The following is a 23974-nucleotide window of genomic DNA, read 5'->3' as shown; positions in this document are numbered from 1 at the left end:
CGTGCTTATTTCGCTTCCACCAGCGTGTGCAGCCAGCCGTGGGTATCCTCCACGGACCCGCGCTGGATGCCGGTGAGGCGCTCGCGCAGGGCCATCGTCGTAGCACCGGCCTCATCGTTGTTGATGTGGAAGTCGGTCTCGTCGCCCATGACGTGGCCCACCGGGGTAATAACGGCTGCGGTGCCGCAGGCAAAGGCCTCCACCATGGCGCCGGAAGCAACGTCCTGCTCCCACTCCTTGTAGGTGATGCGGCGCTCTTCGACCTTCAGCCCCATATCCTCAGCAACCTGCAGAAGCGAGGCGCGGGTAATGCCCGGCAGCAGCGAACCCGACAGCGCCGGGGTCACCAGGGTTTGGTTGCCCTCCTCGCCGTAGACAAAAGCCAGGTTCATGCCACCCATCTCCTCGATGTAGGTGCGGTCGATGGCGTCCAGCCACACCACCTGGTCGCAGCCCTTTTCCGCGGCCTGCGCTTGGGCGAGCAGGGAGGCCGCATAGTTGCCGGCGAACTTGGCCGCACCCGTTCCACCGGGAGCAGCGCGAACAAAGTCAGTGGATAGCCAGACGGACACCGGCTTGATGCCGCCGGTGAAGTACGCGCCTGCCGGGGAGGCGATGACGACATAGCGGTAGGAGTGCGCCGGGTGCACGCCCAGGGACACATCAGTAGCGATCATGAAGGGGCGGAAGTACAGCGCTGCCTCGCCACCGGCTTCGGGGACCCAGGCCTGGTCGATGTCGACAAGCTGGCGCAGGGACTCGATGAACTCCTCTTCCGGCAGCTGCGGCATAGCCATGCGCTCAGCGGAAGCCTGCAGACGCTGCGCGTTTTGCTCCGGGCGGAAGGTGGCGATGCTGCCATCTGGCTGGCGGTAGGCCTTGATGCCCTCGAAGATGGCCTGGCCATAGTGGAAGACGGTGGACGCCGGATCCATGCTAAACGGCGCGTAGGGGCGTACCTGCGCGTCGTGCCATCCCTTGTCCTCAGTCCAGTCAATCGTCACCATGTGGTCGGTGAAGTACTTACCAAAGCCCGGGTTCGCCAGAATTTCCTGCAGGCGCTCCGGGGAGGTGGGGGTTTCAGTTCGCGTCACGGTGTAATTCAACATGGATTACAGCGTACTCCTTAGCCCCCTATAGAGATGCAGAAATGCCCTAGCTAGATCACCACTCCTTGAGTCCACTCGGCGAGCCCACAAGCCCCGCTGCCACCCCACCCCACTCCCACCGTAATCCCACTGTAATCCCACTACGTTCCACACCATAGACACGGGTAGTGTGTGAGGAGTATCCCATTGTCACTTTTCTCAAGGAGGACATCGTGGCTTCTTCCACGTTCGAACTGCCCGCACGCGGCTCTTTCCCCACTGTTGAGCTGGCCAAGAAGGCCCCCAAGCAAGCAGATGCCCTGCTGATCGCCGCCTTCGCCGGCGAGGAGGGACTCGAGGTGCCGGGCACCTCTCTTCTCAGCTCGTCCGCACTGCGCTCGACGTACGAGGCTCTCGCGGCCGTGGGCGCGACGGGCAAGGCCGGGGAAATCGTGAAGGTTCCCGCCCCGCAGAAGGCAGGGGCTGCGCAGGTCATTGCACTGGGCTTGGGCGATGTAGAGGAACTCGACGCCGAGGCCCTGCGCCGCGCCGCCGGCAGCGCCGCTCGCGCCACCGCGGGCGTGGGCACCATCGTGACCAGCCTGGCGGACTTCGGTGTTTCTGCTGCTGTCGAGGGTCTCATCCTCGGCGGCTACGCTTATCGCGGCATTCGCTCCACCGAACTGGAGGAGAAGGAACAACCAGCCACTTTCGTGGTGGTGGCTGATAAGTCTGTCTCCGAGGAGTTTGAGGCAGCCCGCACCGTGGCCGAGTCTGTCTTGCTTGCCCGCGACCTCGTGAACGCCCCCGCCAACGAGCTCTACCCGGAGTCCTACGCCGCGTTCCTTTCCGGCCAGGCAAAGGAAGCCGGTCTTGACGTCGAGGTGCTCGATGAAAAGCAGCTGGAGAAGCAGGGCTTCGGCGGCATCCTCGCGGTAGGCAAGGGCTCTGCCCGCCCGCCGCGTCTGGTGCGACTGAGCTGGAAGCCCAAGAAGGCCAAGAAACACGTGGCTCTCGTAGGTAAGGGCATTACCTTCGATACCGGCGGTATCTCCCTGAAACCGGGCAATGGCATGTGGGACATGATCTCTGATATGGGTGGCTCCGCTGCGATGGCGGCCACCATCATCGCTGCGGCCAAGCTAAAGCTGCCGGTTCAGATCACCGCTACCCTGCCGCTGGCTGAGAACATGCCGGGCTCTGGCGCCACCCGCCCGGGAGATGTCATTACCCACTACGGCGGCCTGACCTCCGAGGTTCTCAATACCGATGCCGAGGGCCGTCTCGTTCTCTCCGATGCCATCGCCCGCGCCAGCGAGGACAAGCCGGATTACCTCATTGAGACCGCGACGCTGACCGGCGCGCAGATCGTGGCGCTGGGTTCGCGCACCTCCGGCATCATGGGCTCCGAGGTCTTCCGCGATCGCCTCGCCGAAATCGGCCGCGAGGTAGGTGAGAACGCCTGGGCCATGCCGCTGCTGGAAGAGCACGACGAGGAGATCAAGTCCCAGGCCGCAGACATCCGCAATATCAACGCGAAGCGCGAGGGCGGCATGGAGTTCGCCGGCACCTACCTCAAGCAGTTCGTGGGCGAGGGCATCGAGTGGGCCCACATCGATATCGCCGGCCCCTCTTGGAACGGTTCCGCCCCGCGCGGCTACACCCCGAAGCGCGCCACCGGAGTTCCGGTGCGCACCGTGGTGGCAGCGCTGCGCGAGATCGCAGAAGCCTAGATCAGAGCGGCTTCCATGTGGCCCCTCGTGTGAGCGACTTTAGGCCGCTCACACCTCGTCGCCGGCGATGACGTAGTCCTCCTTATCCGCCAAGGGGAGGACCGTACCGTCGGACATGGCGCGGTCGGTGACGAGCCCGTCGTCGTCGACAAGCGCGACCTCGTTGCCTTCCTCACGCAGCCGGCGCAGTCCTTCCTTGAGCATGCGCCGGCCCACCTTGTGCAGGCCAGAGACCTGGGAGAAGTCCAAGGCCAAGCGCTTGCCGGAGAACTGGCGCTCCTCCAGCTCGTGGAGGATGGCTTCGGTGGCGGTGAAGTTGATATGACCTTGTAGGCGGATAATCGCGGTGTCGTCATCCTCGTCGACGCTGCGCACTGGGTGCACACCAAAGCGGTTTTCCGTGGACATCAAGTGCAGGCCCATGTCCGAGGAGAGCTCGCGGAAGATTTCGGTTCCTCGCACGCTATTTCCCTGCTCATCGAGACGCGGCGAGAACGTCGCCACGCCGATCTGCCCCGGCAGCGTTCCAATGAGTCCTCCGGATACGCCGGACTTAGCGGGGATTCCCACCTCCGCCATCCAGCGCCCAGCACCGTCGTACATGCCGCAGGAACTCATCACCGCCAGCGTCATGCGGCAGACGTCGGCGTCCAAAATCTTCTCCCCCGTTACCGGCTGGCGGCCACCATTAGCCAGGGTCGCGGTCATGACGGCGAGGTCGCGCACGTCCACCGACAGGGCACACTGCGAGGTATAGGACAGCACGGCGTCGTGGGCATCGTCCTGGATGATGCCGTAGGAGCGCAGCATATGTGCCAGGGACAGGTTGCGCTCAGCGTGCTCAAGTTCCGAGTCGCACAGGCGCTTATCGACGTCCACCTCGCGCCCCGCCAACTGGGATATGAAGGCGCGGATCTTTTCCACGCGGTCCTCCACGGTCGACTCCACCCCATTAATCAGCTGATTGACCACGATGGCACCTGCATTGATCATCGGGTTCAGGGGGCGGTGGTCCTTGGCTAGGGATAACTCATTGAAGGCCTGCCCCGAGGGCTCGAGTCCTACCACCTCACGAACCGCGTCAGGGCCGAACTCGCTCAGAGCGAGGGCATAGACGAAGGGCTTGGAAATGGACTGGATGGTAAAGCGGGTCTCTGCGTCACCGGCGCTGTAGAGGTGGCCCGTCACAGAGCACAGCGCAGCCCCCAGCTGCTCGGGGTTTGCGGCAGCCAGCTCCGGGATATAGTCCGCGACTTCTCCGGAATCGTGATCGTGAACGCCATCAAGGATCTTCTGTAGATAAAAAGGAATCGGTGTTTTCATCGTTTCCCAGCGTATAGAATTGCCGCGTATGACACCTGCACTCATCATTGTCGACGTCCAACATGACTTCTGCCCCGGCGGAGCCCTCGCCACCGAGCGCGGAAATGAGGTGGCCGATCGCATCGGTGCACTCCAGCCTTCCTACGACACTGTCGTTGCCACGCAGGACTGGCACATCGATCCGGGTACCCACTTCTCCGAGAATCCAGACTTCGTTGATACCTGGCCCACGCACTGCGTGGCCGATTCCTTCGGCGCCGCGATGCACGAAGCGATCGGACCCGCCCAGGCCTATTTCAAGAAGGGTGAATATACCGCTGCGTATTCCGGTTTCGAAGGCGCGGCCGACGGCGTTCCCCTGGCAGAGTGGCTGCGCGAGCACGACATCACCGCCGTGGACATCGTAGGCATCGCTACCGATCACTGCGTGCGCGCCACCGCTGCCGACGCCCTTGCGGAGGGATTCACGGTGCGTGTGCTGGCGGATTACTGCGCGCCTGTCGACGAGGCCCGCGGCGCCGCCGCTCTGGAAGAGCTTGAGAAGGCAGGCGCCACCATCATTACTGGCTAGGCAGCACCCCTCTAATTGCCGTCCTGGCCATTCCGCTGCTGTCGCTGTTCAAACCGCTGACGGCGCTCGCGTTGTTCCTCCCGCTTGCGCAGAATGCGCTCTCGCTCGATGCGCTCGCGCATGCGCTGGGGGTAACCAGTCTCTTCGACGTCATAGACATCGCAGCGCAGAAGCTTAGCCACCGCGTCGATGCCTTTGGGCCCACCAATGCGACGGCGGATGAAGGCGCCGTTTTCATCCACCACAACGACAGACATCTCGTTGACCACGGTCTCCGGTTCAATAAAGGCCTCAATAAAGGCACGTCCCTGAGCCCAGGCTTGAAGCTCTTGGGCGTCTTCTGCGCGAATGGTCTCCCCCGGTGCGCGGGGCGGGCGCAGTTGGGACTTGGAGCTGTTGCGGCGGAAGGGGTTGAACATGGCTCTTTAGCCTACCGGAGGCCACCTTCAGCCACTTCGTGCGGAGGATTCCCTAATTCACCCCACCCGTGCGCACCTTTTATAAACACGCTGTAGAATCAAACACTAGCGTTTCACTAATTCCAACTTTCGAGGAGTCTTAACACTTATGGCACACTCTGTTGTGATGCCCGAACTGGGCGAATCCGTAACCGAAGGCACGATTACCCAGTGGCTGAAATCCGTCGGTGACACCGTCGAGGTCGACGAGCCGTTGCTCGAGGTCTCCACCGACAAGGTCGACACCGAAATCCCCTCCCCGGTCGCCGGCACCATCCTCGAAATCAAGGCTGAGGAAGATGACACCGTAGACGTGGGCGCAGTCATCGCCATCATCGGTGACGAAGGCGAATCCGCACCGGCTGCTGAGGAGTCCGCGGATTCCTCCGAGAAGGCTGCCGAGACCCCAGACAAGCCCGCTGAGGACGCTGAGTCCGAGGCGCCGGCCGCTTCTGGTGATGCCACCGACGTGGAAATGCCGGAGCTTGGTGAGTCCGTCACCGAGGGCACCATCACCCAGTGGCTGAAGTCCGTCGGCGACACCGTCGAGGTCGACGAGCCGTTGCTCGAGGTCTCCACCGACAAGGTCGACACCGAAATCCCGTCCCCGGTCGCCGGCACCCTCATTGAAATCCTCGCCGAGGAAGACGACACCGTCGACGTCGGCGCCGTCATCGCCCGCGTCGGCGACGGCTCCGCCGCAGCCTCCGAAAAGCCTGCCGCCAAGGAAGAGGAAAAGAAGGAAGAGCCCAAGGCCGAAGAGAAGAAGGAAGAGCCGAAGGCAGAGGACAAGCCGGCCGCTTCTGGTGATGCCACCGACGTGGAAATGCCGGAGCTGGGTGAGTCTGTCACCGAGGGCACCATCACCCAGTGGCTGAAGTCCGTCGGCGACACCGTCGAGGTCGACGAACCACTCCTCGAGGTCTCCACCGACAAGGTCGACACCGAAATCCCCTCCCCAGTCGCCGGCACCCTCGTTGAAATCCTCGCCGAGGAAGACGACACCGTCGACGTCGGCGCCGTCATCGCCCGCGTCGGCGACGGCTCCGCCGCAGCCTCCGAGAAGCCCGCCGCCAAGGAAGAAAAGGCAGAGGAAAAGAAGGAAGAGCCCAAGGCTGAGGAGAAGAAGGAGGAGCCGAAGGCAGAAGAGAAGAAGCCTGCTGCTTCCCAGTCCTCCGAGCCGAAGACTTCTGAGACCTCCACGAAGGTCAACAACGGCGATAACGTCCCGTATGTCACCCCGCTGGTGCGCAAGCTGGCTGAGAAGCACGGCGTAGACCTCTCCACCGTCTCCGGCACTGGCGTCGGCGGCCGCATCCGCAAGCAGGACGTCCTGGCCGCCGCCGGCGAAGGTGAGGCACCGGCCTCCTCCGCTAGCGCCTCCTCCAGCAACCCGCGCGCTCGCTGGTCCACCAAGTCTGTGGATCCGGAGAAGCAGGAACTCATCGGCACCACCCAGAAGGTCAACCGTATCCGCGAGATCACGGCGACCAAGATGGTTGAGGCCCTCCAGATTTCTGCTCAGCTGACCCACGTCCAGGAAGTCGATATGACCGCCATCTGGGATATGCGCAAGCAGTCCAAGCAGGCGTTCATCGACAAGTACGAGGCCAACCTCTCCTTCCTGCCGTTCATCGTGAAGGCCACCGTTGAGGCGCTGGTCTCCCACCCGAACGTCAACGCGTCCTACAACCCGGAGACCAAGGAGATGACCTACCACGCTGACGTCAACGTGGCCATCGCCGTGGATACTCCGCGTGGCCTGCTGACCCCGGTCATCCACAAGGCCCAGGAGCTGACGCTGCCGGAGATTGCCCAGAAGATCGCCGAGCTGGCTGATAAGGCTCGCAACAACAAGCTCAAGCCGAACGATCTGACCGGTGCAACCTTCACCGTGACCAACATCGGCTCCGAGGGCGCCCTGCTGGATACCCCGATTCTGGTTCCGCCGCAGGCTGGCATCCTGGGCACCGCCGCAATTACCAAGCGCGCGGTCGTCGTGACCGAGGACGGCCAGGACGCCATCGCCATCCGCCAGATGTGCTACCTGCCGTTCACCTACGACCACCAGGTGGTCGATGGTGCCGACGCTGGTCGCTTCATCACCACCATCAAGGACCGCCTCGAAACCGCAGATTTCGAAGCCGACCTTGACCTCTAAGCCCTAGAGCCAAGCCCTAGGCTTGCTCCCCCGCCACCGCGGCGGGGGAGCTTCGTCGTTTTCCACCCGGCTTTCCTCCACCCCCGCAAACACAGCTCGGTGACATCGCTCAGTGGCGCCGCAACTGCCCTATCTGCCAAAACTATTGCCCGGTTTTCAGAGATCGGCGCTAAGTTTGGCAGATAGGCGCGTTTTCTTTAACCGTCTTGCCACCAAGACCTAACCTCTGTGACTCAGCACACTAGACTGTGCAGCATGGTTTCTCAGAAGTGGTTCCGCGTCGCTCTCGGCATGTTCCTCGTCGCGTGCGGCGCTAATCTTTTCGCCCCCATGGTCGTGGTCTACCAAGTCACCACCGATTTGGGGGTTCTGCAGACGACCTTCCTCTTTGGCATTTACGCCCTCGGCATCATGGTGGCTCTCTTCATAGGCGGTCCGCTCTCGGATTCGCTGGGACGCCGCGCTGTCATGCGCCCAGCCGTCCTCTCCACCACTGCGGGTTCACTGGTCTTCCTCAGTGGCGCAGGCGGCGCCTTCCTCCCCTTGCTGATCGGACGCCTGTGTGCCGGGGCTGCGGTGGGACTGGCCATGTCTTCCGGCGCTGCCTGGATTAAGGAACTCAGCACCCACCTCAGCGTTGGTGCGAAGCGTTCCTCCATTGCTCTTTCGGCTGGCTTCGCGTTGGCACCTGGCGTTGCCGGTATCGCCGCAGAGTTCCTCCCTTGGCCCACCGTCGTGCCTTATGTTCTGCATATCGGGTTGGCACTCATCGTCGTGCCGCTCGTGTGGACGGTTCCGGAGAATCACACTGCGCCGAAGCCTACGCAACGCCGCACTTTCATACCCACGAGTTTGCTTACTCCCCGCTACCTACCGGTCGTGGCCTATGCCCCGTGGGTCTTTGGCTCCGCCACCACTGCCTTCGTCTTCCTCCCCTCACAGCTCAGTGAGCACCTGCGCCACCCCATTCTCATTGCCGGGCTCTGTGCGCTACTCACCATGGGAAGCGGCGTGGTAATCCAGCAGCTAGCGGGCCGCATCCGCGTAACCGCGTTCCACGGCATGGTGCTGGCCGCGATAGGCATGGTCCTGTGTCTCATCGTCGTCGCGGCGGCACACCACGGCTGGGCGGTATTCCTCCTGCCCCTCGCGGCCATCATCATGGGCAGCTCCTATGGAATTGGCATGCTCAGCGGGCTCGCAGAAACTCAAGCCATTGCCCACCCAGCGGAACTCGGCGCGGCAACGGGGGTGTTTTATTCGCTGACCTACCTCGGCTTCTTTGCCCCGTTCATCCTCTCGCTTTTGGGCCCTGTCACGGGGTATTCCACCGCCTTCATCATCGGGTTCGCTGTCGCGGCGCTGACTGCCGTGACGCTACATCTCCGAATCAGGGGTAACCGGGGTTAATGTCATGGCATACGCTTTATACTTGGAGCAGTTTAGGTCACACAAACTAACGCCACGAAGGAGATTCACTATATGGATTTCATCTCTCGTCATCTCGGCCCGGATGCAGCCGAGCGTGAAACGATGCTCAAGGCCCTGGGCTACGACAGCGTCGATGCGCTTGTCGATGCCGCCTTGCCAGCCTCCATCCGCGCCACCGAGGCGCTCAACCTCCCGGAGGCTTTGAGCGAAGATGATGCGCAGGCGAAGCTGCGCGAGTACGCCTCCCAGAACGTCGTGCTGAAGTCCTTCTATGGCCAGGGTTACTCCGATACCCTCACCCCGGCGGTCATTCGCCGCGGGCTGCTGGAGGATGCCGGATGGTACACCGCCTACACGCCCTACCAGCCGGAGATCTCGCAGGGCCGCCTCGAGGCACTGCTGAACTTCCAGACCATGATCGAGTCCCTGACCGGCCTTCCCATCGCGAACGCCTCGCTTCTCGACGAAGCCTCTGCCACCGCCGAAGCCGTCGGCCTGATGGCCCGCGCTGTGAAGAAGGGCCGCCGTGTGCTGTTGGACTCTCGCCTGCACCCGCAGGTCCTGACCGTGGCCGCCGAGCGCGCCCGCGCCATCGAGCTCGAGGTCGAGATCGCTGATGTCCGCGATGGCATCGTCGGCGAAGACCTCGTCGGTGCAGTTCTGGCCTACACCGGAACCGAGGGCGATATCGTCGACCCGCACGCCGCCATCGAGGAGCTGCACACCCGCGGCGCCCTGGCCGCCGTCGTGGCCGACCCGCTGTCGCTGCTCCTTCTAGAAGCGCCTGGTTCGATGGGCGCAGACGTCGTCCTTGGCTCCTCGCAGCGCTTCGGTGTCCCGCTCTTCTTCGGCGGCCCGCACGCGGCTTTCATGTCCGTCACGGATAAGCTCAAGCGCCAGCTTCCGGGCCGCATCGTGGGCGTGTCCAAGGACGCCGCCGGCCGCCCCGCTTATCGTCTGGCGCTGCAAACCCGCGAGCAGCACATCCGCCGCGAGCGCGCCACCTCCAATATCTGTACTGCCCAGGCCCTCCTGGCCAACGTGGCCTCGATGTACGCGGTCTACCACGGCCCGCAGGGGCTGAAGGAGATTGCGCAGCGCGTGCATAACCGCGCTTCTGCTTTTGCTGCAGCAGTCACCGGCGCGGGCAAGGAGATTGTCTCCCGCGACTTCTTTGACACCGTGACCGTCACCGGCGTGGATGCGGCCGCCGTCAAGGCCCAGCTGCAGGAGCAGGGCTACCTGGTGCGCGCCATCGGCTCCGACAAGGTCTCGGTCTCCTTCGGCGAGTCCGCTACCAGCGAGGACGTCAACACCCTTGCCGCTGCCTTCGGCGCCGAGGCCTCCACTAACTCCGAGCCAGCCGCGTCTGGCTCCTTCGAGATTCCGTCCTCCGTCCAGCGTTCCGAGGAGCCGCTGCAGCACGAGATCTTCAACTCCCTTCACTCCGAGACCCAGATGCTGCGCTACCTGCGCACCCTGGCGGATAAGGACCTGGCGCTCGACCGCACGATGATCCCGCTGGGCTCGTGCACGATGAAGCTCAACCCCACCTCTGCCATGGAGCCCATCTCCTGGCCGGAGTTCGCGGGCATCCACCCGTATGCCCCGGAGGAGACCACCGCTGGTTGGCGCGCGCTGATCGACGAGCTCGAGTCCTGGCTCGCCGATATCACCGGCTACGCCCAGGTTTCGATCCAGCCCAACGCCGGTTCCCAGGGTGAGCTGGCTGGCCTGCTGGCTATCCGTCGCTACCACGTGGCCAACGGTGACCACGGCCGCGATGTCATCCTCATTCCGGCTTCCGCGCACGGCACCAACGCGGCGTCGGCCACCCTGGCCAACCTGCGAGTTGTCGTGGTCAAGACCGCTGAGGATGGCTCCATCGACGTCGCCGACCTCGACGCCAAGATTGAGCAGCACGGCGAGCACATCGCCGGCATCATGATTACCTACCCCTCCACCCACGGCGTCTTCGACCCGGAGGTACGCGAGGTCTGCGACAAGGTCCACGCGGCCGGCGGCCAGGTCTACATCGATGGCGCGAACATGAACGCGCTGGCCGGTTGGGCCCGCCCGGGTGCTTTTGGTGGCGATGTGTCTCACCTGAACCTGCACAAGACCTTCACCATCCCGCACGGCGGAGGTGGCCCGGGTGTGGGCCCGGTGGGCGTCGCCAAGCACTTGGTGCCCTTCCTGCCAACGGATGCCAACGACCCACAGCTGGACCCGGCACAGCCGGCCGTGGAGGGAACCGGTGTGCCGTCCACCGCATCGCGCTACGGCTCCGCCGGCGTGCTGCCAATCTCCTGGTCCTACCTGGCCATGGTGGGCGCGCAAGGGCTCACGGAGGCCACGAGCCACGCCATCCTCGGCGCGAACTACCTGGCGCAGAACCTGAAGGATTCCTTCCCGGTTCTCTACACGGGCAATGCCGGCCTGGTAGCGCACGAATGCATCTTTGACCTACGCGAGCTGACCGACGCCTCCGGTGTCACCGCCGCCGATGTAGCCAAGCGCCTCGTGGACTACGGCTTCCACGCACCGACCTTGTCCTTCCCGGTGGCCGGCACCCTCATGGTGGAGCCGACCGAGTCCGAGGATCTGGGTGAGCTGGACCGCTTCATCGAAGCCATGCGTTCCATCCGCGCTGAAATCCAGGAGATCATCGACGGCAAGGTGGCCTACGAGAACTCCGTCATCCACCACGCACCGTTCAATGCCGAATCCGTTGCCGCCGACGAGTGGAACTACGCCTTTAGCCGCCAGCAAGCCGCCTACCCGGTGAGCTCTCTGCGCGCTAACAAGTACTTCCCGCCGGTGCGCCGCATCGACGAAGCTTACGGTGACCGCAACCTGGTGTGCACCTGCCCGCCGCCAGAGGCTTTTGACTACTCCGACGACAACCAGGAGGTTTAATCAATGACTGACTACCTGCACTCCCCGCTGCACGCTGAGCACGAGAAACTCGGTGCTACCTTCACGCCCTTCGGGCCGTGGGAGATGCCGCTGAAGTATGACAACGAGCTGGAGGAGCACCGCGCGGTGCGTAATGCCGCTGGCCTCTTCGACCTCTCCCACATGGGTGAAATCTGGGTCAACGGCCCGGATGCCGCCGAGTTCCTGTCCTACTGCTTCATCTCCAACCTCACCACGCTTAAGGAGGGCAAGGCGAAGTACTCCATGATCTGCGCGGAGGATGGCGGCATCATCGATGACCTCATCACCTACCGCTTGGAGGAGACCAAGTTCCTCGTCGTGCCCAACGCCGGCAACGCCGACACCGTGTGGGAAGCGCTCAACGAGCGCGCCGAGGGCTTCGATGTGGACCTGAAGAACGAGTCCCGCGATGTGGCGATGATTGCCGTCCAGGGCCCGAAGGCACTCGAAATCCTCGTCCCGCTGGTGGAGGACACCAAACAGCAGGCCGTCATGGACCTGCCCTACTACGCAGCGATGACCGTCAAGGTGGCCCGCAAGTACGCGTTTATCTGCCGCACCGGCTACACCGGCGAGGACGGCTTCGAGCTCATCGTCTACAACTCCGATGCCCCGGAGCTGTGGGAAGAGCTGCTCAAGGCCGGCGAGGAATACGGCATCAAGCCCTGCGGCTTGGCAGCGCGCGACTCGTTGCGCTTGGAGGCGGGCATGCCGCTCTACGGCAACGAGCTCACCCGCGATATCACTCCGGTAGAAGCCGGGATGTCCCGCGCCTTTGCCAAGAAGGAGCAGGACTTTGTGGGCGCTGAGGTGCTGCGCCAGCGCGCCGAGGAGGGCCCGCAGGCCGTCATCACCGGACTTGTCTCCTCCCAGCGCCGCGCGGCCCGTGCCGGCTCCGAGGTCTACGTGGGTGAGAACAAGGTGGGCACGGTGACCTCCGGTCAGCCCTCCCCCACCCTGGGGCACCCGGTAGCACTCGCGCTCATCGATACCGCCGCTGGCCTCGAGCCGGGTGCTGCCGTGGAGGTAGACATCCGCGGCAAGCGCTACCCCTTCGAAGTGTCCGCGCTGCCCTTCTACAAGCGCGATAAGTAAACTCCACTACTGAAGTCAACTACCGAAAGGACACCCCTTCTCATGGCTAACCTTCCTTCCGATTTCTCCTACTCCGAGGACCACGAGTGGATCAACGCCACCGCTGACTCCGTCGTTGGTTCTACCGTCCGTATCGGCATCACCTCCGTGGCCGCTGACCGCCTGGGTGAGGTCGTCTTCGCTGAGCTGCCCGCCGTGGGCGATACCGTCGAGCACGGCGAGACCTGCGGCGAGGTGGAGTCCACCAAGTCCGTGTCTGACCTCTACTCCCCGGTCACCGGCACCGTGACCGCCGTCAACGAGGACGTGCACGATGACTATGCAATCATCAACAACGATCCCTTCGGTGAGGGCTGGCTCTTCGAGGTCGAGGTCACCGAGGTCGGCGAGCTGATGACCGCCGATGAGTACGCTTCCGCCAACGGCGTCGATTAAAACAACGCTTGAGCAGCGCACACTCAGCCCCTTTCTGGCTGAATCTTCGCGGGGTTTAGGATTGGGTTCATGACTGCTCCCCGCGAACCTTTCTTTCCCGCTGATCGCTCCATCCGCGCTTCCGACGAACCACTGGAGATCCGCCGCTTAGGCCGCATGGGCTACCAAGAGGCCTGGGATCTGCAGGCCGAGCTCGCCGCGGCGCGGGCGGCGGGCACGCAGGGGGATGTCATCCTCGTGGTGGAGCACCCCAACGTCTACACCGCCGGAAAGCGCACGCAGCCGGAGGATATGCCCGATAATGGCCTACCGGTCATTGATGTTGACCGGGGCGGGCGCATCACCTGGCACGGCGAGGGCCAGTTGGTGGTCTACCCCATTATCAAGCTGGCCGAGCCGGTTGACGTTGTCGATTACGTCCGCCGCCTTGAGGAGGCCATCATCCAAGCCGTCCGTGAACTCGGCGTGAGCACCGCTGGGCGCATCGATGGCCGCTCGGGGGTGTGGGTTCCTTCCACCACTCAGGCTGCCGACCCAGCCGCCCCGAAGCGCGACCGCAAGCTAGGTGCGTTGGGCATTCGCGTGACCCGCGGCGTGACCATGCACGGCCTAGCGCTCAACTGCACCAACACCTTGGAGTACTACGAGCACATCGTGGCCTGCGGCATCGACGATGCGGACGTGTCAACGCTGTCGCTTGAGCTCGGTCGTAAGGTGACCATGGAGGAGGCAGAAGCCCCGCTTCTCGACGCCCTCCGCAAAGCCCTCTCCGGCGAACTGACGGTGGCCGACCACACCTTTGCCTCGGCCCCAGATCCCATCAAAGTGGCCAACGAGAAGGCCCGCCAAGCCCGCAAAGCCGCGCAAGAAAAATAGCGGCTACCCTCGGTGGAATAAAGCAGCCACCCGCAGGGCTTGTAATAGAAAGAGCTAGTTCAACACCTAAAGTGAGGTTCCGTGACTGTTAAGCCTGAAGGACGCAAGATGCTCCGCATTGAGAAGAAGAATGCAGAGTCTCCCATCGAACAGAAGCCGCGCTGGATCCGCAACCAGGTTCGCACCGGCCCTGGGTATGAGGACATGAAATCTCGCGTGACTGGTGCTTCCCTGCACACCGTGTGCCAGGAAGCCGGCTGCCCCAATATTCACGAGTGCTGGGAATCGCGTGAGGCTACGTTCCTCATCGGCGGCGACAAGTGCACTCGTCGCTGTGATTTCTGCGATATCGCTACCGGCAAGCCAGCGGAGCTGGACCGCGACGAACCGCGCCGTGTGGCAGAGAATATCCAGGAAATGGATCTCAACTACACCACCATTACGGGCGTTACCCGCGATGATCTGCCGGATGAGGGTGCCTGGCTCTACGCCGAGGTCGTCCGCAAGATTCATGAACTCAACCCGAACACCGGCGTAGAGAACCTCACCCCGGACTTCTCCGGTAAGCCGGACCTGCTCCAGGAGGTTTTTGAGGCCCGCCCGGAGGTCTTCGCTCACAACTTGGAGACGGTACCGCGCATCTTCAAGCGCATCCGCCCGGCCTTCCGCTATGAGCGTTCCCTCGACGTCATCCGCCAGGCCCACGACTTTGGCCTGATTACCAAGTCCAACCTCATCCTGGGTATGGGCGAAACCGCAGAGGAGATCGAGGAAGCGCTGCGCGACCTGCGCTCGGCAGGCTGCGACATCATCACGATTACCCAGTACCTGCGCCCCGGCCCGCGCTTCCACCCGATCGAGCGCTGGGTGCGCCCGGAGGAGTTCGTGGAGCACTCCAAGCTGGCCAAGGAGCTCGGCTTTGGTGGCGTCATGTCTGGCCCGCTGGTCCGCTCCTCCTACCGCGCTGGTCGTCTTTACGTGCAGGCCATGGAGGCACGCGGCCTCGAGCTTCCGGAGAACCTGAAGCACTTGGCAGAGACTTCCCAGGGCGCTACCGCTCAGGAGGCTTCCACCCTTCTGGAGAAGTACGGCCCCTCCGAGGAAACTCCGGTCACCACGCGCATGGCTAAGACCCGCGCACAGGCCAACTCTGTTGCAGCTACCATCCGCTAACGCGTTTCTCTTTTTATTCCTCTTGCCCTTAAAGTAGGAGACATGGCTAAGGACGATAAGGCGTCGCTCAAGGACGCGAAGAAGCAAGAGCGCGCGGCAAAGCGTGCCAAGCGCAAGCAGAACTGGTCACAGATGTGGCAAGCGTTCAACATGCAGCGCAAGCAGGACAAGGCTCTCATCCCCATCATGCTGGCCGCATTCTTGGGCGTGGGCTTGCTCTTCTTCCTTATCGGCCTGCTCTTCAACGGCGAGTGGTTCATGCTCATCATCGGCTTGGGCCTTGGCGCGATGCTCGCTATGTTCCTGTTCACTCGCCGCCTTGAGCGCGACATGTACAAGAAGGTGGAGGACCAGCCTGGTGTCGCCGGCTGGGCTTTGGAGCAGCAGCTGCGCAACACCGTGGGCGTGGTGTGGAAGGTCAAGCCTGGCGTGGCTGCGACCCGCCAGCAGGATCTGGTTCACCGCGTGATCGGTAACTCCGGCGTCATTTTCGTCGTCGAAGGTGACCGCAAGCGCGTCGCCCCTACCCTCAACCGTTTGAAGAAGCGCGTTGACCGCCTGGCTGGCGGTGTGCCGGTGTACGAGGTCTTCGTGGGTAGCGGTGAGGACGAAGTGCCGGTGTCCAAGCTGCGCACCCACATCATGAAGCTGCCGCGCAACTACAACAAGAACGAAACCTACGAGAACATTCGCCGCATCGAGGCCATGGATGATCTGCCGGGCACTACTCCGGGCCTGCCCAAGGGCCCGATGCCCCGCCAGGCTCAAAACATGGCGGGCATGAACCGCCGCATGCGCCGCATGCAGGAGCGCAAGGGCGGTAAGTAAGCCACCTCGCTCCACACAAGAAGGGGTCCCTTCCGAGATTCTCGGAAGGGACCCCTTCTTTACCTTGCGATTCTTCGTTGCTTTAGAACCGTCCTAGCCTTCGTGACCAGGTTTCGTCAGATGGTTCTACTCAGATGGTTTACTTGACCCCAAGTAAACCATCTAGCGTTATGAAGAAGGTTTGTTTGCCCCCAAACAAACCTTTTCAGGGGAACCATTTGTGGGGCATCTGTGGTGGACACGGCCCAGTTGGCACCGGACAAGCCTTAAGCCATGATGACGGCCGTGCCGGTGGCGCGGTCGTGGAGGCCGCGGCCGTCGGCATCCACCATCGCCGCGGGGAACAGCACAGCAGTCAGCAGCGTGCGGACCGCAGCTCGCCACAAGCCAACGGAAGAGCCCGGCACATCAAGACGTGCGACTCCCATCCCCAGCAGCGCCATGCCCGGGGTGCGGGCGAAGAGCCAACCGCACACGATGCCCATGACTACCCACACTGCATAGCCCAAGAATGCCGGGCCACCGAGCGAATTCGTAAAGAGCTCGAGGAGATTGGCTATTAGCATTGCCAAGAGCCAGTCAATGAGAACGCCAAAAGTGCGCCGCATTACAGAAGCCAGGGAACCTGAGCCTTCCTTGGGCAAGCCCATTGTTTGCCCAGGCCACTGCCCGTTCTCAAAGCCATCGTTGTTATCAGCCATGCCCACCAATCTAGCCGTCGTCTCTGCTAAGCAGAAAATTTGCCTCCACGTGCCCCAGACACCCCAGCGACAAAGCCAATACCTGTAAACTAGTCGGGAGTACTACACGTCAACCAACAGGAGACCACCGTGTCCTTTGAGACAATCCAGGACGTCATCGCATTCATCAAGGAAGAGGACGTCAAGTTCGTTGACATCCGATTTACGGACGTCCCCGGCACTGAGCACCACTTCTCTATTCCGGCCGAGGAATTTACTGAAGACGCAGCTGCCGAAGGCCTCGCCTTTGATGGTTCTTCCATCCGCGGATTTACCACCATCGATGAGTCCGATATGACGCTGCTGCCGGATCCGAAGACCGCCTTCGTGGATCCTTTCCGCACCGCGAGGACCCTGAACATCAAGTTCTTCGTCCACGACCCGTTTACCTTGGAGCCCTTTAGCCGCGACCCGCGCAACATCGCTCGCAAGGCTGAGGAGTACCTCGCTTCCACCGGCATCGCGGATACCTGTAACTTCGGCGCTGAAGCTGAGTTCTATATTTTCGACTCCGTGCGCTACAGCACCGACGTTAACCACGGCTTCTACGAGGTTGATACCGATGAAGGCTGGTGGAACCGCGGTTCCGAGACCAACTTCGATGGCACCCCGAACACCGGTTTTAAGACTCGCGTGAAGGGCGGCTACTTCCCTACGGCGCCCGTCGACAAGCACGGCGAAGTTCGCGACGCCATGGTGGAGCAGCTGCAGAAGGCAGGCTTTGTCATCGAGCGTTTCCACCACGAGGTGGGCAGCGGCCAGAACGAGATCAACTACCGCTTCAACTCCCTGCTGCACGCGGCGGATGATATTCAGACCTTCAAGTACATCATCAAGAACACCGCGGAGCAGTTCGGCAAGACCGTGACCTTCATGCCTAAGCCGCTGGCCGGCGATAACGGCTCCGGCATGCACGCCCACATGTCGCTGTGGCAGGATGGCAAGCCGCTCTTCCACGATGAGGCCGGCTATGCAGGCCTGTCTGACATTGCTCGCTACTACATCGGCGGCATCCTGGCCCACGCACCGGCGGTTCTGGCGTTCACGAACGCAACCCTGAACTCCTACCACCGCCTGGTTCCGGGCTTTGAGGCACCGATCAACCTGGTGTACTCGCAGCGCAACCGCTCGGCTGCCATCCGCATCCCGATTACCGGCTCCAACCCGAAGGCAAAGCGCATCGAGTTCCGCGCGCCGGATCCGTCCGGCAACCCCTACTTCGGTTTCGCCGCCATGATGATGGCAGGCCTCGACGGCATCAAGAACCGCATCGAGCCGCACGCCCCGGTGGACAAGGACCTCTACGAGCTGCCGCCGGCAGAGGCTGCGTCCATCCCGCAGGCACCGACCTCCCTGGAAGCGTCCATCGCGGCACTTGAGGAGGACAATGACTTCCTCACCGAAGGCGATGTCTTCTCCGAGGACCTCATCGAGACCTACATCAACTACAAGCGCGAGAACGAGATTGCGCCGGTGCGCCTGCGCCCGACTCCGCAGGAATTTGAGATGTACTACGACTGCTAGAGGTAAGCTGCCTTAGCTGCACTGCTTTGACAGGTATGACAGGCTTCGACGTTTCGCTTGATTCGTCGGAGCCTGTCGTCGTGTCAGCACCTAATGCAACACCCACACTGTGCTCTCCCCTACTGACGCGCTCACGATGGCGCAATCTCACGTGCTGAACAAGCACAGTACAAGGGACATGTGCGCAGTAAATGGTTACTATTCCCCTCTGTGACTGATAGATTCCGCCAATTGCCCCCGCCCGGCCCCGCATGGGGCGGCAGCCTCATGGGAACGTCCATCGTCTCCCGGCTGCTCGTTGAGGAAGGCATGCTCACTGGCTCTGCCATCTTCGCAGCGCTATCCTGCGTCATCCTTCTCGTACTGACGGTGGGTTTCGCGGTGTATCGGCAGCCCAGCTTCGCGCGGACCTCGATGGCCGAGTGGTCCATGTATTTCATCGGCATCCTGGCGCTCGGCGCAGCGCTGTCCGGGTTGACGGATATCGGAACCTTCCGCCTAGTCGGCTTCTGGATCGGTGGCCCCGTCACCGTCATCACGTGGGCTATTCAGCTCACCCGCTTCGACGGTCAGCCGCGGTTTACCTGGGGCCTGCCGCTGGTCGGCCCCATGATCTCCTCCTCCGTAGCCGGCTTCCTCGCCCTCGACTACGGGCGCGCCTACCACGTCATGGGCACGGTTCTTTTTGTCATGTCGATCTCCACTGCGGTCCCCATCTTCATCCGCGTGTATTGGGCTGCCTGGCACGGCAAAGTCAATCTCACCGGCGCCAACTCCGCGACGGCCTGGGTTCCGTTAGGCGTGGTGGGCCAATCCACTACCGCCATGCAGATCCTCTACCCCGGTAGTTTCTCTGTCTACTACGGGCTCACCGCCATGGTGATTGCCATCCCCCTCGCGCTTTATGCCATGGTCACCTTCTACCCCAACGTGGCTCGCTGGGTGGATTACTCGCCCGCGTGGTGGGCCTGCACATTCCCACCGGGAACGGTCAGCATGGGTGGTCACCAGGTAGCGCTGGTGAATGGCTCGGAGCTTCTCGACGTCATCGCGCTCAGCATCCCGGTGCTGCTTGTCGCACACTGGTCTGCTTGCTCCTGCCGCTTCATTGGCTGGCTCGTCGAGGGCCGGTGCGCACGCACAAGCGGGGCCAGCCCAATCTCGGACTAGCCCCGCCACGTGAAATGCTGGACGCTTAGGAAGCCTTAGTTCTCGGCCTTCTCAAACTGGATGACCTGGCCCTGGCTACCCAGTGCGTAGTTGTTTCCCTCTAGGGGGAAGACAACGGGCTTGGCCGAGAGGATAGCCTTGAGCGCATCGGCGTCGGCCATGGCATCCGGGGAGCATGCGCGCAACGTAGAGTTCAGGTTCTCCACCACAATGGCATCGGTCTGATCCAGCTTGTAGCTAGCGCCACCGGAGTTGCAGCCATCGTTGTAAGCGAGGGTTCCATCGGAATTGAAGGTCACGGAAATCTCTGGGTTCTTCTTTGCGGTGAAGGTACCGTTGAGAACCTTCTGGGCCTCATCGGCCGGCAGCTTGTCTTGCAGACCGTCGACGTCCTCGTACTTCTCAATCAGCCCGGAGCCTTCCGGTGCTTCAGAGTCCTCCGGGGTGCCCGGACCGCCAAAGAGGCGGGAGCTCAGCTCCTGGATCTGGCTGGACTGCGGGGAGTCGACGGAGGACAGCTCTTGCGCACCGGCAGTACCGGCGCCCAAGACGCCGCCTGCGAGGGCGACGAACGCAGTTGCTGTGGTTACTTTCTTCAGTGTGCGTGAAATCATGGCCCCGAAGCTATCGGCCGCGGCCTCCAACATCAACCCATTTCATGCGTTTCCGATGATATTTTGAGGCAACTCTACAACTCCCCCATCCCCTTACAGGCCGCAGACTAAAACACAGAAAGTGGCCAACCTCCTGCTGGGGGTTGACCACTGATAAGGAAAGGTCACTTACTTCTCTTCAGGGGTATCGACCTTGACGAACTGAATTGCCTGCCCATCTTTGACCAATGCGATGGTGGTGTCATCGATGGAATAGACCTGTGGCTTCTTCGGAACGATGACGTTGAAATCGTGAACATCGACCATCACGTCCGGCTCGCAAGCCTTCATAGTGGTTATGACGTCTTTGATCTCTAGGGCGCCGGTGTCCTCCGCGATAGAGTATGTACCGTTACCGAGGTTACAACCATCAGAAACTCCTACGGTTCCATCCGGTTGGAAGGAAAGCCCGATCTTATCGTTCTTCTTCGCAACGAAGCTGCCGTTGAGAACCTCCTTGGCTTGCTCTGCCGTCAGCGGTTCCGTGAGGCCCTCCACGTCCTCTGCCTTTTCAATCAGGCCAGAACCTTCCGGCGCTTCTGGGTTTTCGGGGTTTTCCGGAGCAGGCTTCGAGCTACCAAACAGTGTGGAGCTCAGCTGTGCCAGCTCACCGGAGCTGGAGCCGAAGGAGATTCCAGAAGAAGGCTCTGCCGCGGAGGCAACCCCGGTTCCGAGTGCCGTGCCGGCGAATGCGGCGAAGGTTGTGGCGATGGTTACTTTCTTGAATCTGAGTGACAACATGACCCTGAAGCTATGCGGGATAGTTTCATATAGCAATGTTTTTTATGCATTTCCCATGATATTGACACGTTCTCCCAATGTCGCCGGAGGCCAGTTCTCCCCGCTTGCCGCAGCCAGGCTGGCAGCATAAAACACCTGTTTGAAGCACTAAAACCAGATTAAGAGGCGCGCTTGACGTATCCCATCCGCAGTCAGAACATGATGAGAAGGGCGATCGAGCTCCACAAGGTGGCGGGCACACTCACAGGTTTTGGTGCAGTCATCTAGCGCCGCGGTTACAACTGGGTTAGCTCAAATTCCACTTGCTCGCCTTCGCGGCCGTTAATCACCAAGCTTAAGGCCTGCGTGCCCGGATAGTAGGTGCGTGTGCTGGTGACCCGAAACGGGTGCGTCTTGGTCACCACTCGGGTTTCGCCCGGATCAAGCGTGTATTTGCCGAGGCGAAACACACTGGGCTTCCGGGTTCCGTTCTTTTTAAGGAAGTGCACGCGATACTCTGCAAGCACATGTGCGGGCGCATCGCCGGTGTTGGTGAGTGTCGTTGAAAGAGTCGCCTTTTCACCAATGGCCACAGTGTGGGGGAACTCGGGGCGGGTGGCGGTGACGGCGGTGGACGGAGAAAAGCCAACAAGCTCTAGGGCCTCCTTATTGCCGCGCTTGATCAGCCCGCGCACCCCCTGTTCCACCACCCACGCTGCGTGCGACGATCCGCTGTCTGCCCATCGCGAGGCGGTTGCAAGAGCCACCTCGGGGTGCGTACGGCCAATGTCGTTGAGGTTGTTGGCTACGGACTTGCGCACGAACAGCGACGCATCGTCGTACAGCCGGCCCAGGACCGGAAGGATCGGCGAGGGGTCCGCCACAAACGGCGCGTGCACCTTTGCCCACGGCAGGCGCGGACGGATGCCCTCGGAAGCCAGGCGGCGCACGTTGTGGCTGTCCGAACCAGCCCACTCATTCACCCGGGCCATGGTCAGCTCTGGGTAGCGCTCTCAGAAGGGACGCACCGCGAACTCACCGGTGAACACCCTGGTGAGCGCCTCAATTGCATCTAAAGAAACCTCCGGCTCATCTATCCCGTACAGCTCGATGAAACGGCTCACCGGCCACAGGTGGAATGCGTGGTTGAAGTAACCTTCCCCCTCCGCAAGCTCGGGCCCAAGCTTATCGACGATTCCGCCAATCACCCCGACATAATCCCCGCCGAGCTGTTCCCGAAGCCCTTGTGCAAACACGGTCACGCGGTCCAGGATCTCTAAATCCTCGACTCGCGGCGCGACCCACGCGGCGTACTCTTCGCCGTCAATTCCAAGCTGTGCACCGAGTTTTTGTGCCGTGTCAGCGTTGAAGTAGTCCTTCATTTTGGGAGCCATAGCTGTGCATGTTACCCGGCGCGGAGAGACTTTTTCGCGGCAGGATTAAGGATTGCCGCCTCGATACACCAATTAGATCCAGTGCCCTCACATCAATGCTTATGGAGAAAACCTTTTAAGTGGTGCGCTTGACGTAGCCCATCCGCGGGCGGAAGCCCTGCGGGTGCTTCATCTGCGCCACGGCATCCCCGATGATCATGCGGTGGCGGGCGCTGACAGACGTCGGCATCTGCGCCACCGAAAACCACTGCGCGGCCAGGTTCTCTTCGTCGGAGATAACCGGCTCCGCATCGTCCGGCACGGAGACCCGGATGGAGGTATCCATGTAGAGACACTTATCCCCATTGGGGCAGACTACTGGGCCCACCTGGCCCACGCCGAGGAGCGCTTCGATGCGACCATCGAGGCCCACTTCCTCCTTGACCTCACGCAGTGCAGTCGCCGTGACCTCCTCACCCGGCTCACAGATACCGGAGACGGGAGCCCACGTGCCATTATCGGCACGCTGGGCAAGCAGCACCGAGGGCAACTCCCAGATAGCGGAACCCGTGGGCACGGCCCGCACAATAACCGCGGTCACGCTGGGCAAAAAGAGCTGCTCGTGACCGATTTTCTCACGCAGAGACACAATGAAATCAGGAGTCGGCATGGGGTAAGCCTAGCACCTAAACCCGCTCCAGAATCTCCGGCAGGAGTTTCTCGATCTTGGAGGCAGGTGTGAACGACATCTGTGCTTCCGAACCATCCGCGCACCCCTCACTGCTGGCTGCCGCATCAGTGGTGCCCGAGAGAACCCCTACGATCACGTCCTCATAAGGGCTGCCCTGCGCGCCATACACCGGGGCTCCCGAATCGCCATGTGTGGAGCACACCTGGGCGCGCGCCGCGACGGTCTCCACCGTGCGGTCATCAAACTGGAGTTTGCCCTGCCCCTCACGGTGCGTCAGCGGGCCGCAGGTCTCACCGGTGATGCGGCCCAGCTTGCAGACGCTGTCAGGCAACATGTGTTCATCCGCCGCGACGACGGTAGTGGGCATGTCCCGCGGGACATAAAACTCAGCCTCCCTGGTGATTTCCACCAAAGCGAAATCCAGCTGGTGCGTTTCCGGCGCGCTGAGATCGGAGTAGATAATGGTGCCGACGGGCTCTGCCGGGTAGACAAATTCCCCGTCGGCAGCGCCTGCCCACACGGTGTCCCCCGGCTCACCGCAATGGGAAGCGGTGACGGCGATGGTGCGGGCGTCGTCAAGCACGAAGCTCCACGCCACCGTGCACAGGTTAAAGTCAAAGGCTTCGCCGGGCACGGGCTGGGTGGTCGAAATATCCAACGCCGCGCCCGGTGGCACCGGGGAGGCATCCGGCGAATGCACCTGCGGCTCAGCTGGCGCCACGGTGGAGTAGACAGCTGAGCTGGAGGCTGCCTTCTGTACGGGTCCGGCTCCCATCGGCACGGTGCACCCGGCCAGCGCCAACCCCGCTGTGCTCAGTATCCCAAGGAGGCGCCGGCTAGTCTTCCGTCGCGGATGCAGCCTCACCCGAGTCCGCCTTATTCTCCTTATTTTCTTTCTCCATCTCAGCGACCTGCTTCATGTCGCGGATGAACTTCTCCGGATCAAACTCGGTGAAGTACTCCGGGCCCGAGAATTGTTCCTGTCCCATTG

General features: G+C 62.1%; 23 protein-coding genes. 12 read left to right on the top strand and 11 right to left on the bottom strand.

Going from position 1 to position 23974, the window contains the following annotated elements; genetic code table 11:
* Positions 1-5: 5 nt before the first annotated feature.
* A complete protein-coding gene (locus tag FME68_RS03310) occupies positions 6-1109 on the bottom strand; it encodes a branched-chain amino acid aminotransferase (RefSeq protein ID WP_158396018.1) in 1104 nt (367 codons plus the stop codon).
* A gap of 212 nt (positions 1110-1321) precedes the next feature.
* Between FME68_RS03310 and FME68_RS03305 the strand changes: the two genes are divergently transcribed.
* Positions 1322-2821, top strand: coding sequence for a leucyl aminopeptidase (locus FME68_RS03305; protein ID WP_070682171.1), 1500 nt, complete (start codon positions 1322-1324; stop codon positions 2819-2821).
* Between the two features lie 48 nt (positions 2822-2869).
* Here the strand turns inward: FME68_RS03305 and FME68_RS03300 are convergent, their stop codons facing one another.
* Complete coding sequence (locus FME68_RS03300; protein WP_158396016.1) at positions 2870-4144, bottom strand: glutaminase; 1275 nt, start codon at positions 4142-4144, stop codon at positions 2870-2872.
* 28 nt (positions 4145-4172) lie between these two features.
* Here FME68_RS03300 and FME68_RS03295 point away from each other — a divergent pair, with 28 nt between their 5' ends.
* Entirely contained in the window at positions 4173-4715 is a 543-nt protein-coding gene (locus FME68_RS03295; protein ID WP_071409951.1) for an isochorismatase family protein, read from the top strand.
* Positions 4716-4726: 11 nt separating this feature from the next.
* Here FME68_RS03295 and FME68_RS03290 read toward each other — a convergent pair whose 3' ends face one another.
* The gene (locus FME68_RS03290; protein ID WP_158396014.1) at positions 4727-5134 is read right to left on the bottom strand and encodes an oxidoreductase; all 408 of its coding nucleotides are present in this window, start codon (positions 5132-5134) and stop codon (positions 4727-4729) included.
* A 148-nt stretch (positions 5135-5282) separates the two neighbouring features.
* On the opposite strand from FME68_RS03290, the gene sucB reads away from it, so the two are divergent.
* The 8 genes from sucB to FME68_RS03250 all read left to right on the top strand — a co-directional run bounded on the left by sucB (position 5283) and on the right by FME68_RS03250 (position 16112).
* Positions 5283-7334 (top strand): 2-oxoglutarate dehydrogenase, E2 component, dihydrolipoamide succinyltransferase, encoded by a 2052-nt coding sequence (sucB, locus tag FME68_RS03285; protein WP_158396012.1) that lies wholly within the window; start codon positions 5283-5285, stop codon positions 7332-7334.
* A gap of 255 nt (positions 7335-7589) precedes the next feature.
* On the top strand, positions 7590-8744 hold the full coding sequence (locus FME68_RS03280; RefSeq protein ID WP_158396010.1) for an MFS transporter: 1155 nt from the start codon (positions 7590-7592) through the stop codon (positions 8742-8744).
* A 72-nt stretch (positions 8745-8816) separates the two neighbouring features.
* On the top strand, positions 8817-11684 hold the full coding sequence (gene gcvP, locus FME68_RS03275) for an aminomethyl-transferring glycine dehydrogenase (protein ID WP_158396008.1): 2868 nt from the start codon (positions 8817-8819) through the stop codon (positions 11682-11684).
* A gap of 3 nt (positions 11685-11687) precedes the next feature.
* Positions 11688-12800, top strand: coding sequence for a glycine cleavage system aminomethyltransferase GcvT (gcvT, locus tag FME68_RS03270; RefSeq protein ID WP_158396006.1), 1113 nt, complete (start codon positions 11688-11690; stop codon positions 12798-12800).
* 42 nt (positions 12801-12842) lie between these two features.
* Positions 12843-13235 (top strand): glycine cleavage system protein GcvH, encoded by a 393-nt coding sequence (gene gcvH / locus FME68_RS03265; RefSeq protein ID WP_158396004.1) that lies wholly within the window; start codon positions 12843-12845, stop codon positions 13233-13235.
* Between the two features lie 69 nt (positions 13236-13304).
* Positions 13305-14111 carry a lipoyl(octanoyl) transferase LipB gene (lipB, locus tag FME68_RS03260; RefSeq protein WP_158396002.1) on the top strand — a complete coding sequence of 269 codons (807 nt, stop codon included), beginning with the start codon at positions 13305-13307 and terminating at the stop codon, positions 14109-14111.
* A 108-nt stretch (positions 14112-14219) separates the two neighbouring features.
* Positions 14220-15284, top strand: coding sequence for a lipoyl synthase (gene lipA, locus FME68_RS03255; protein WP_046647927.1), 1065 nt, complete (start codon positions 14220-14222; stop codon positions 15282-15284).
* Between the two features lie 42 nt (positions 15285-15326).
* Positions 15327-16112 carry a DUF4191 domain-containing protein gene (locus tag FME68_RS03250; RefSeq protein ID WP_158395999.1) on the top strand — a complete coding sequence of 262 codons (786 nt, stop codon included), beginning with the start codon at positions 15327-15329 and terminating at the stop codon, positions 16110-16112.
* Positions 16113-16378: 266 nt separating this feature from the next.
* Here FME68_RS03250 and FME68_RS03245 read toward each other — a convergent pair whose 3' ends face one another.
* Positions 16379-16813 (bottom strand): RDD family protein, encoded by a 435-nt coding sequence (locus FME68_RS03245; RefSeq protein WP_046647925.1) that lies wholly within the window; start codon positions 16811-16813, stop codon positions 16379-16381.
* Positions 16814-16942: 129 nt separating this feature from the next.
* Here FME68_RS03245 and glnA point away from each other — a divergent pair, with 129 nt between their 5' ends.
* Both glnA and FME68_RS03235 read left to right on the top strand, forming a co-directional pair.
* The gene (glnA, locus tag FME68_RS03240) at positions 16943-18376 is read left to right on the top strand and encodes a type I glutamate--ammonia ligase (protein ID WP_328287697.1); all 1434 of its coding nucleotides are present in this window, start codon (positions 16943-16945) and stop codon (positions 18374-18376) included.
* Positions 18377-18586: 210 nt separating this feature from the next.
* Entirely contained in the window at positions 18587-19546 is a 960-nt protein-coding gene (locus FME68_RS03235; protein ID WP_328287696.1) for a TDT family transporter, read from the top strand.
* A gap of 35 nt (positions 19547-19581) precedes the next feature.
* Here FME68_RS03235 and FME68_RS03230 read toward each other — a convergent pair whose 3' ends face one another.
* From FME68_RS03230 to FME68_RS13010, 7 genes are all read right to left on the bottom strand, one after another.
* Positions 19582-20160 (bottom strand): META domain-containing protein, encoded by a 579-nt coding sequence (locus FME68_RS03230; RefSeq protein ID WP_230308874.1) that lies wholly within the window; start codon positions 20158-20160, stop codon positions 19582-19584.
* 168 nt (positions 20161-20328) lie between these two features.
* Entirely contained in the window at positions 20329-20940 is a 612-nt protein-coding gene (locus FME68_RS03225) for an META domain-containing protein (RefSeq protein ID WP_046647746.1), read from the bottom strand.
* A gap of 275 nt (positions 20941-21215) precedes the next feature.
* Positions 21216-21911, bottom strand: a complete 696-nt coding sequence (locus FME68_RS03220) for a YhaZ family DNA alkylation repair protein (RefSeq protein ID WP_195914084.1) — start codon at positions 21909-21911, stop codon at positions 21216-21218.
* Between the two features lie 21 nt (positions 21912-21932).
* Entirely contained in the window at positions 21933-22301 is a 369-nt protein-coding gene (locus tag FME68_RS03215) for a hypothetical protein (RefSeq protein ID WP_158395995.1), read from the bottom strand.
* Between the two features lie 127 nt (positions 22302-22428).
* On the bottom strand, positions 22429-22962 hold the full coding sequence (locus FME68_RS03210; protein WP_158395993.1) for an NUDIX hydrolase: 534 nt from the start codon (positions 22960-22962) through the stop codon (positions 22429-22431).
* Positions 22963-22978: 16 nt separating this feature from the next.
* Positions 22979-23758, bottom strand: coding sequence for a trypsin-like serine protease (locus FME68_RS03205; RefSeq protein WP_230308873.1), 780 nt, complete (start codon positions 23756-23758; stop codon positions 22979-22981).
* A gap of 61 nt (positions 23759-23819) precedes the next feature.
* The gene (locus FME68_RS13010) at positions 23820-23972 is read right to left on the bottom strand and encodes a hypothetical protein (protein ID WP_168162647.1); all 153 of its coding nucleotides are present in this window, start codon (positions 23970-23972) and stop codon (positions 23820-23822) included.
* Between the last annotated feature and the right edge of the window lie 2 nt (positions 23973-23974).

The sequence above is a fragment of the Corynebacterium hiratae genome (assembly GCF_009708045.1).
Lineage (GTDB): Bacteria > Actinomycetota > Actinomycetes > Mycobacteriales > Mycobacteriaceae > Corynebacterium > Corynebacterium hiratae.
The sequence above is the reverse complement of the archived record's forward strand: the minus strand, read 5'-3'. Positions and strand labels throughout refer to the sequence as shown.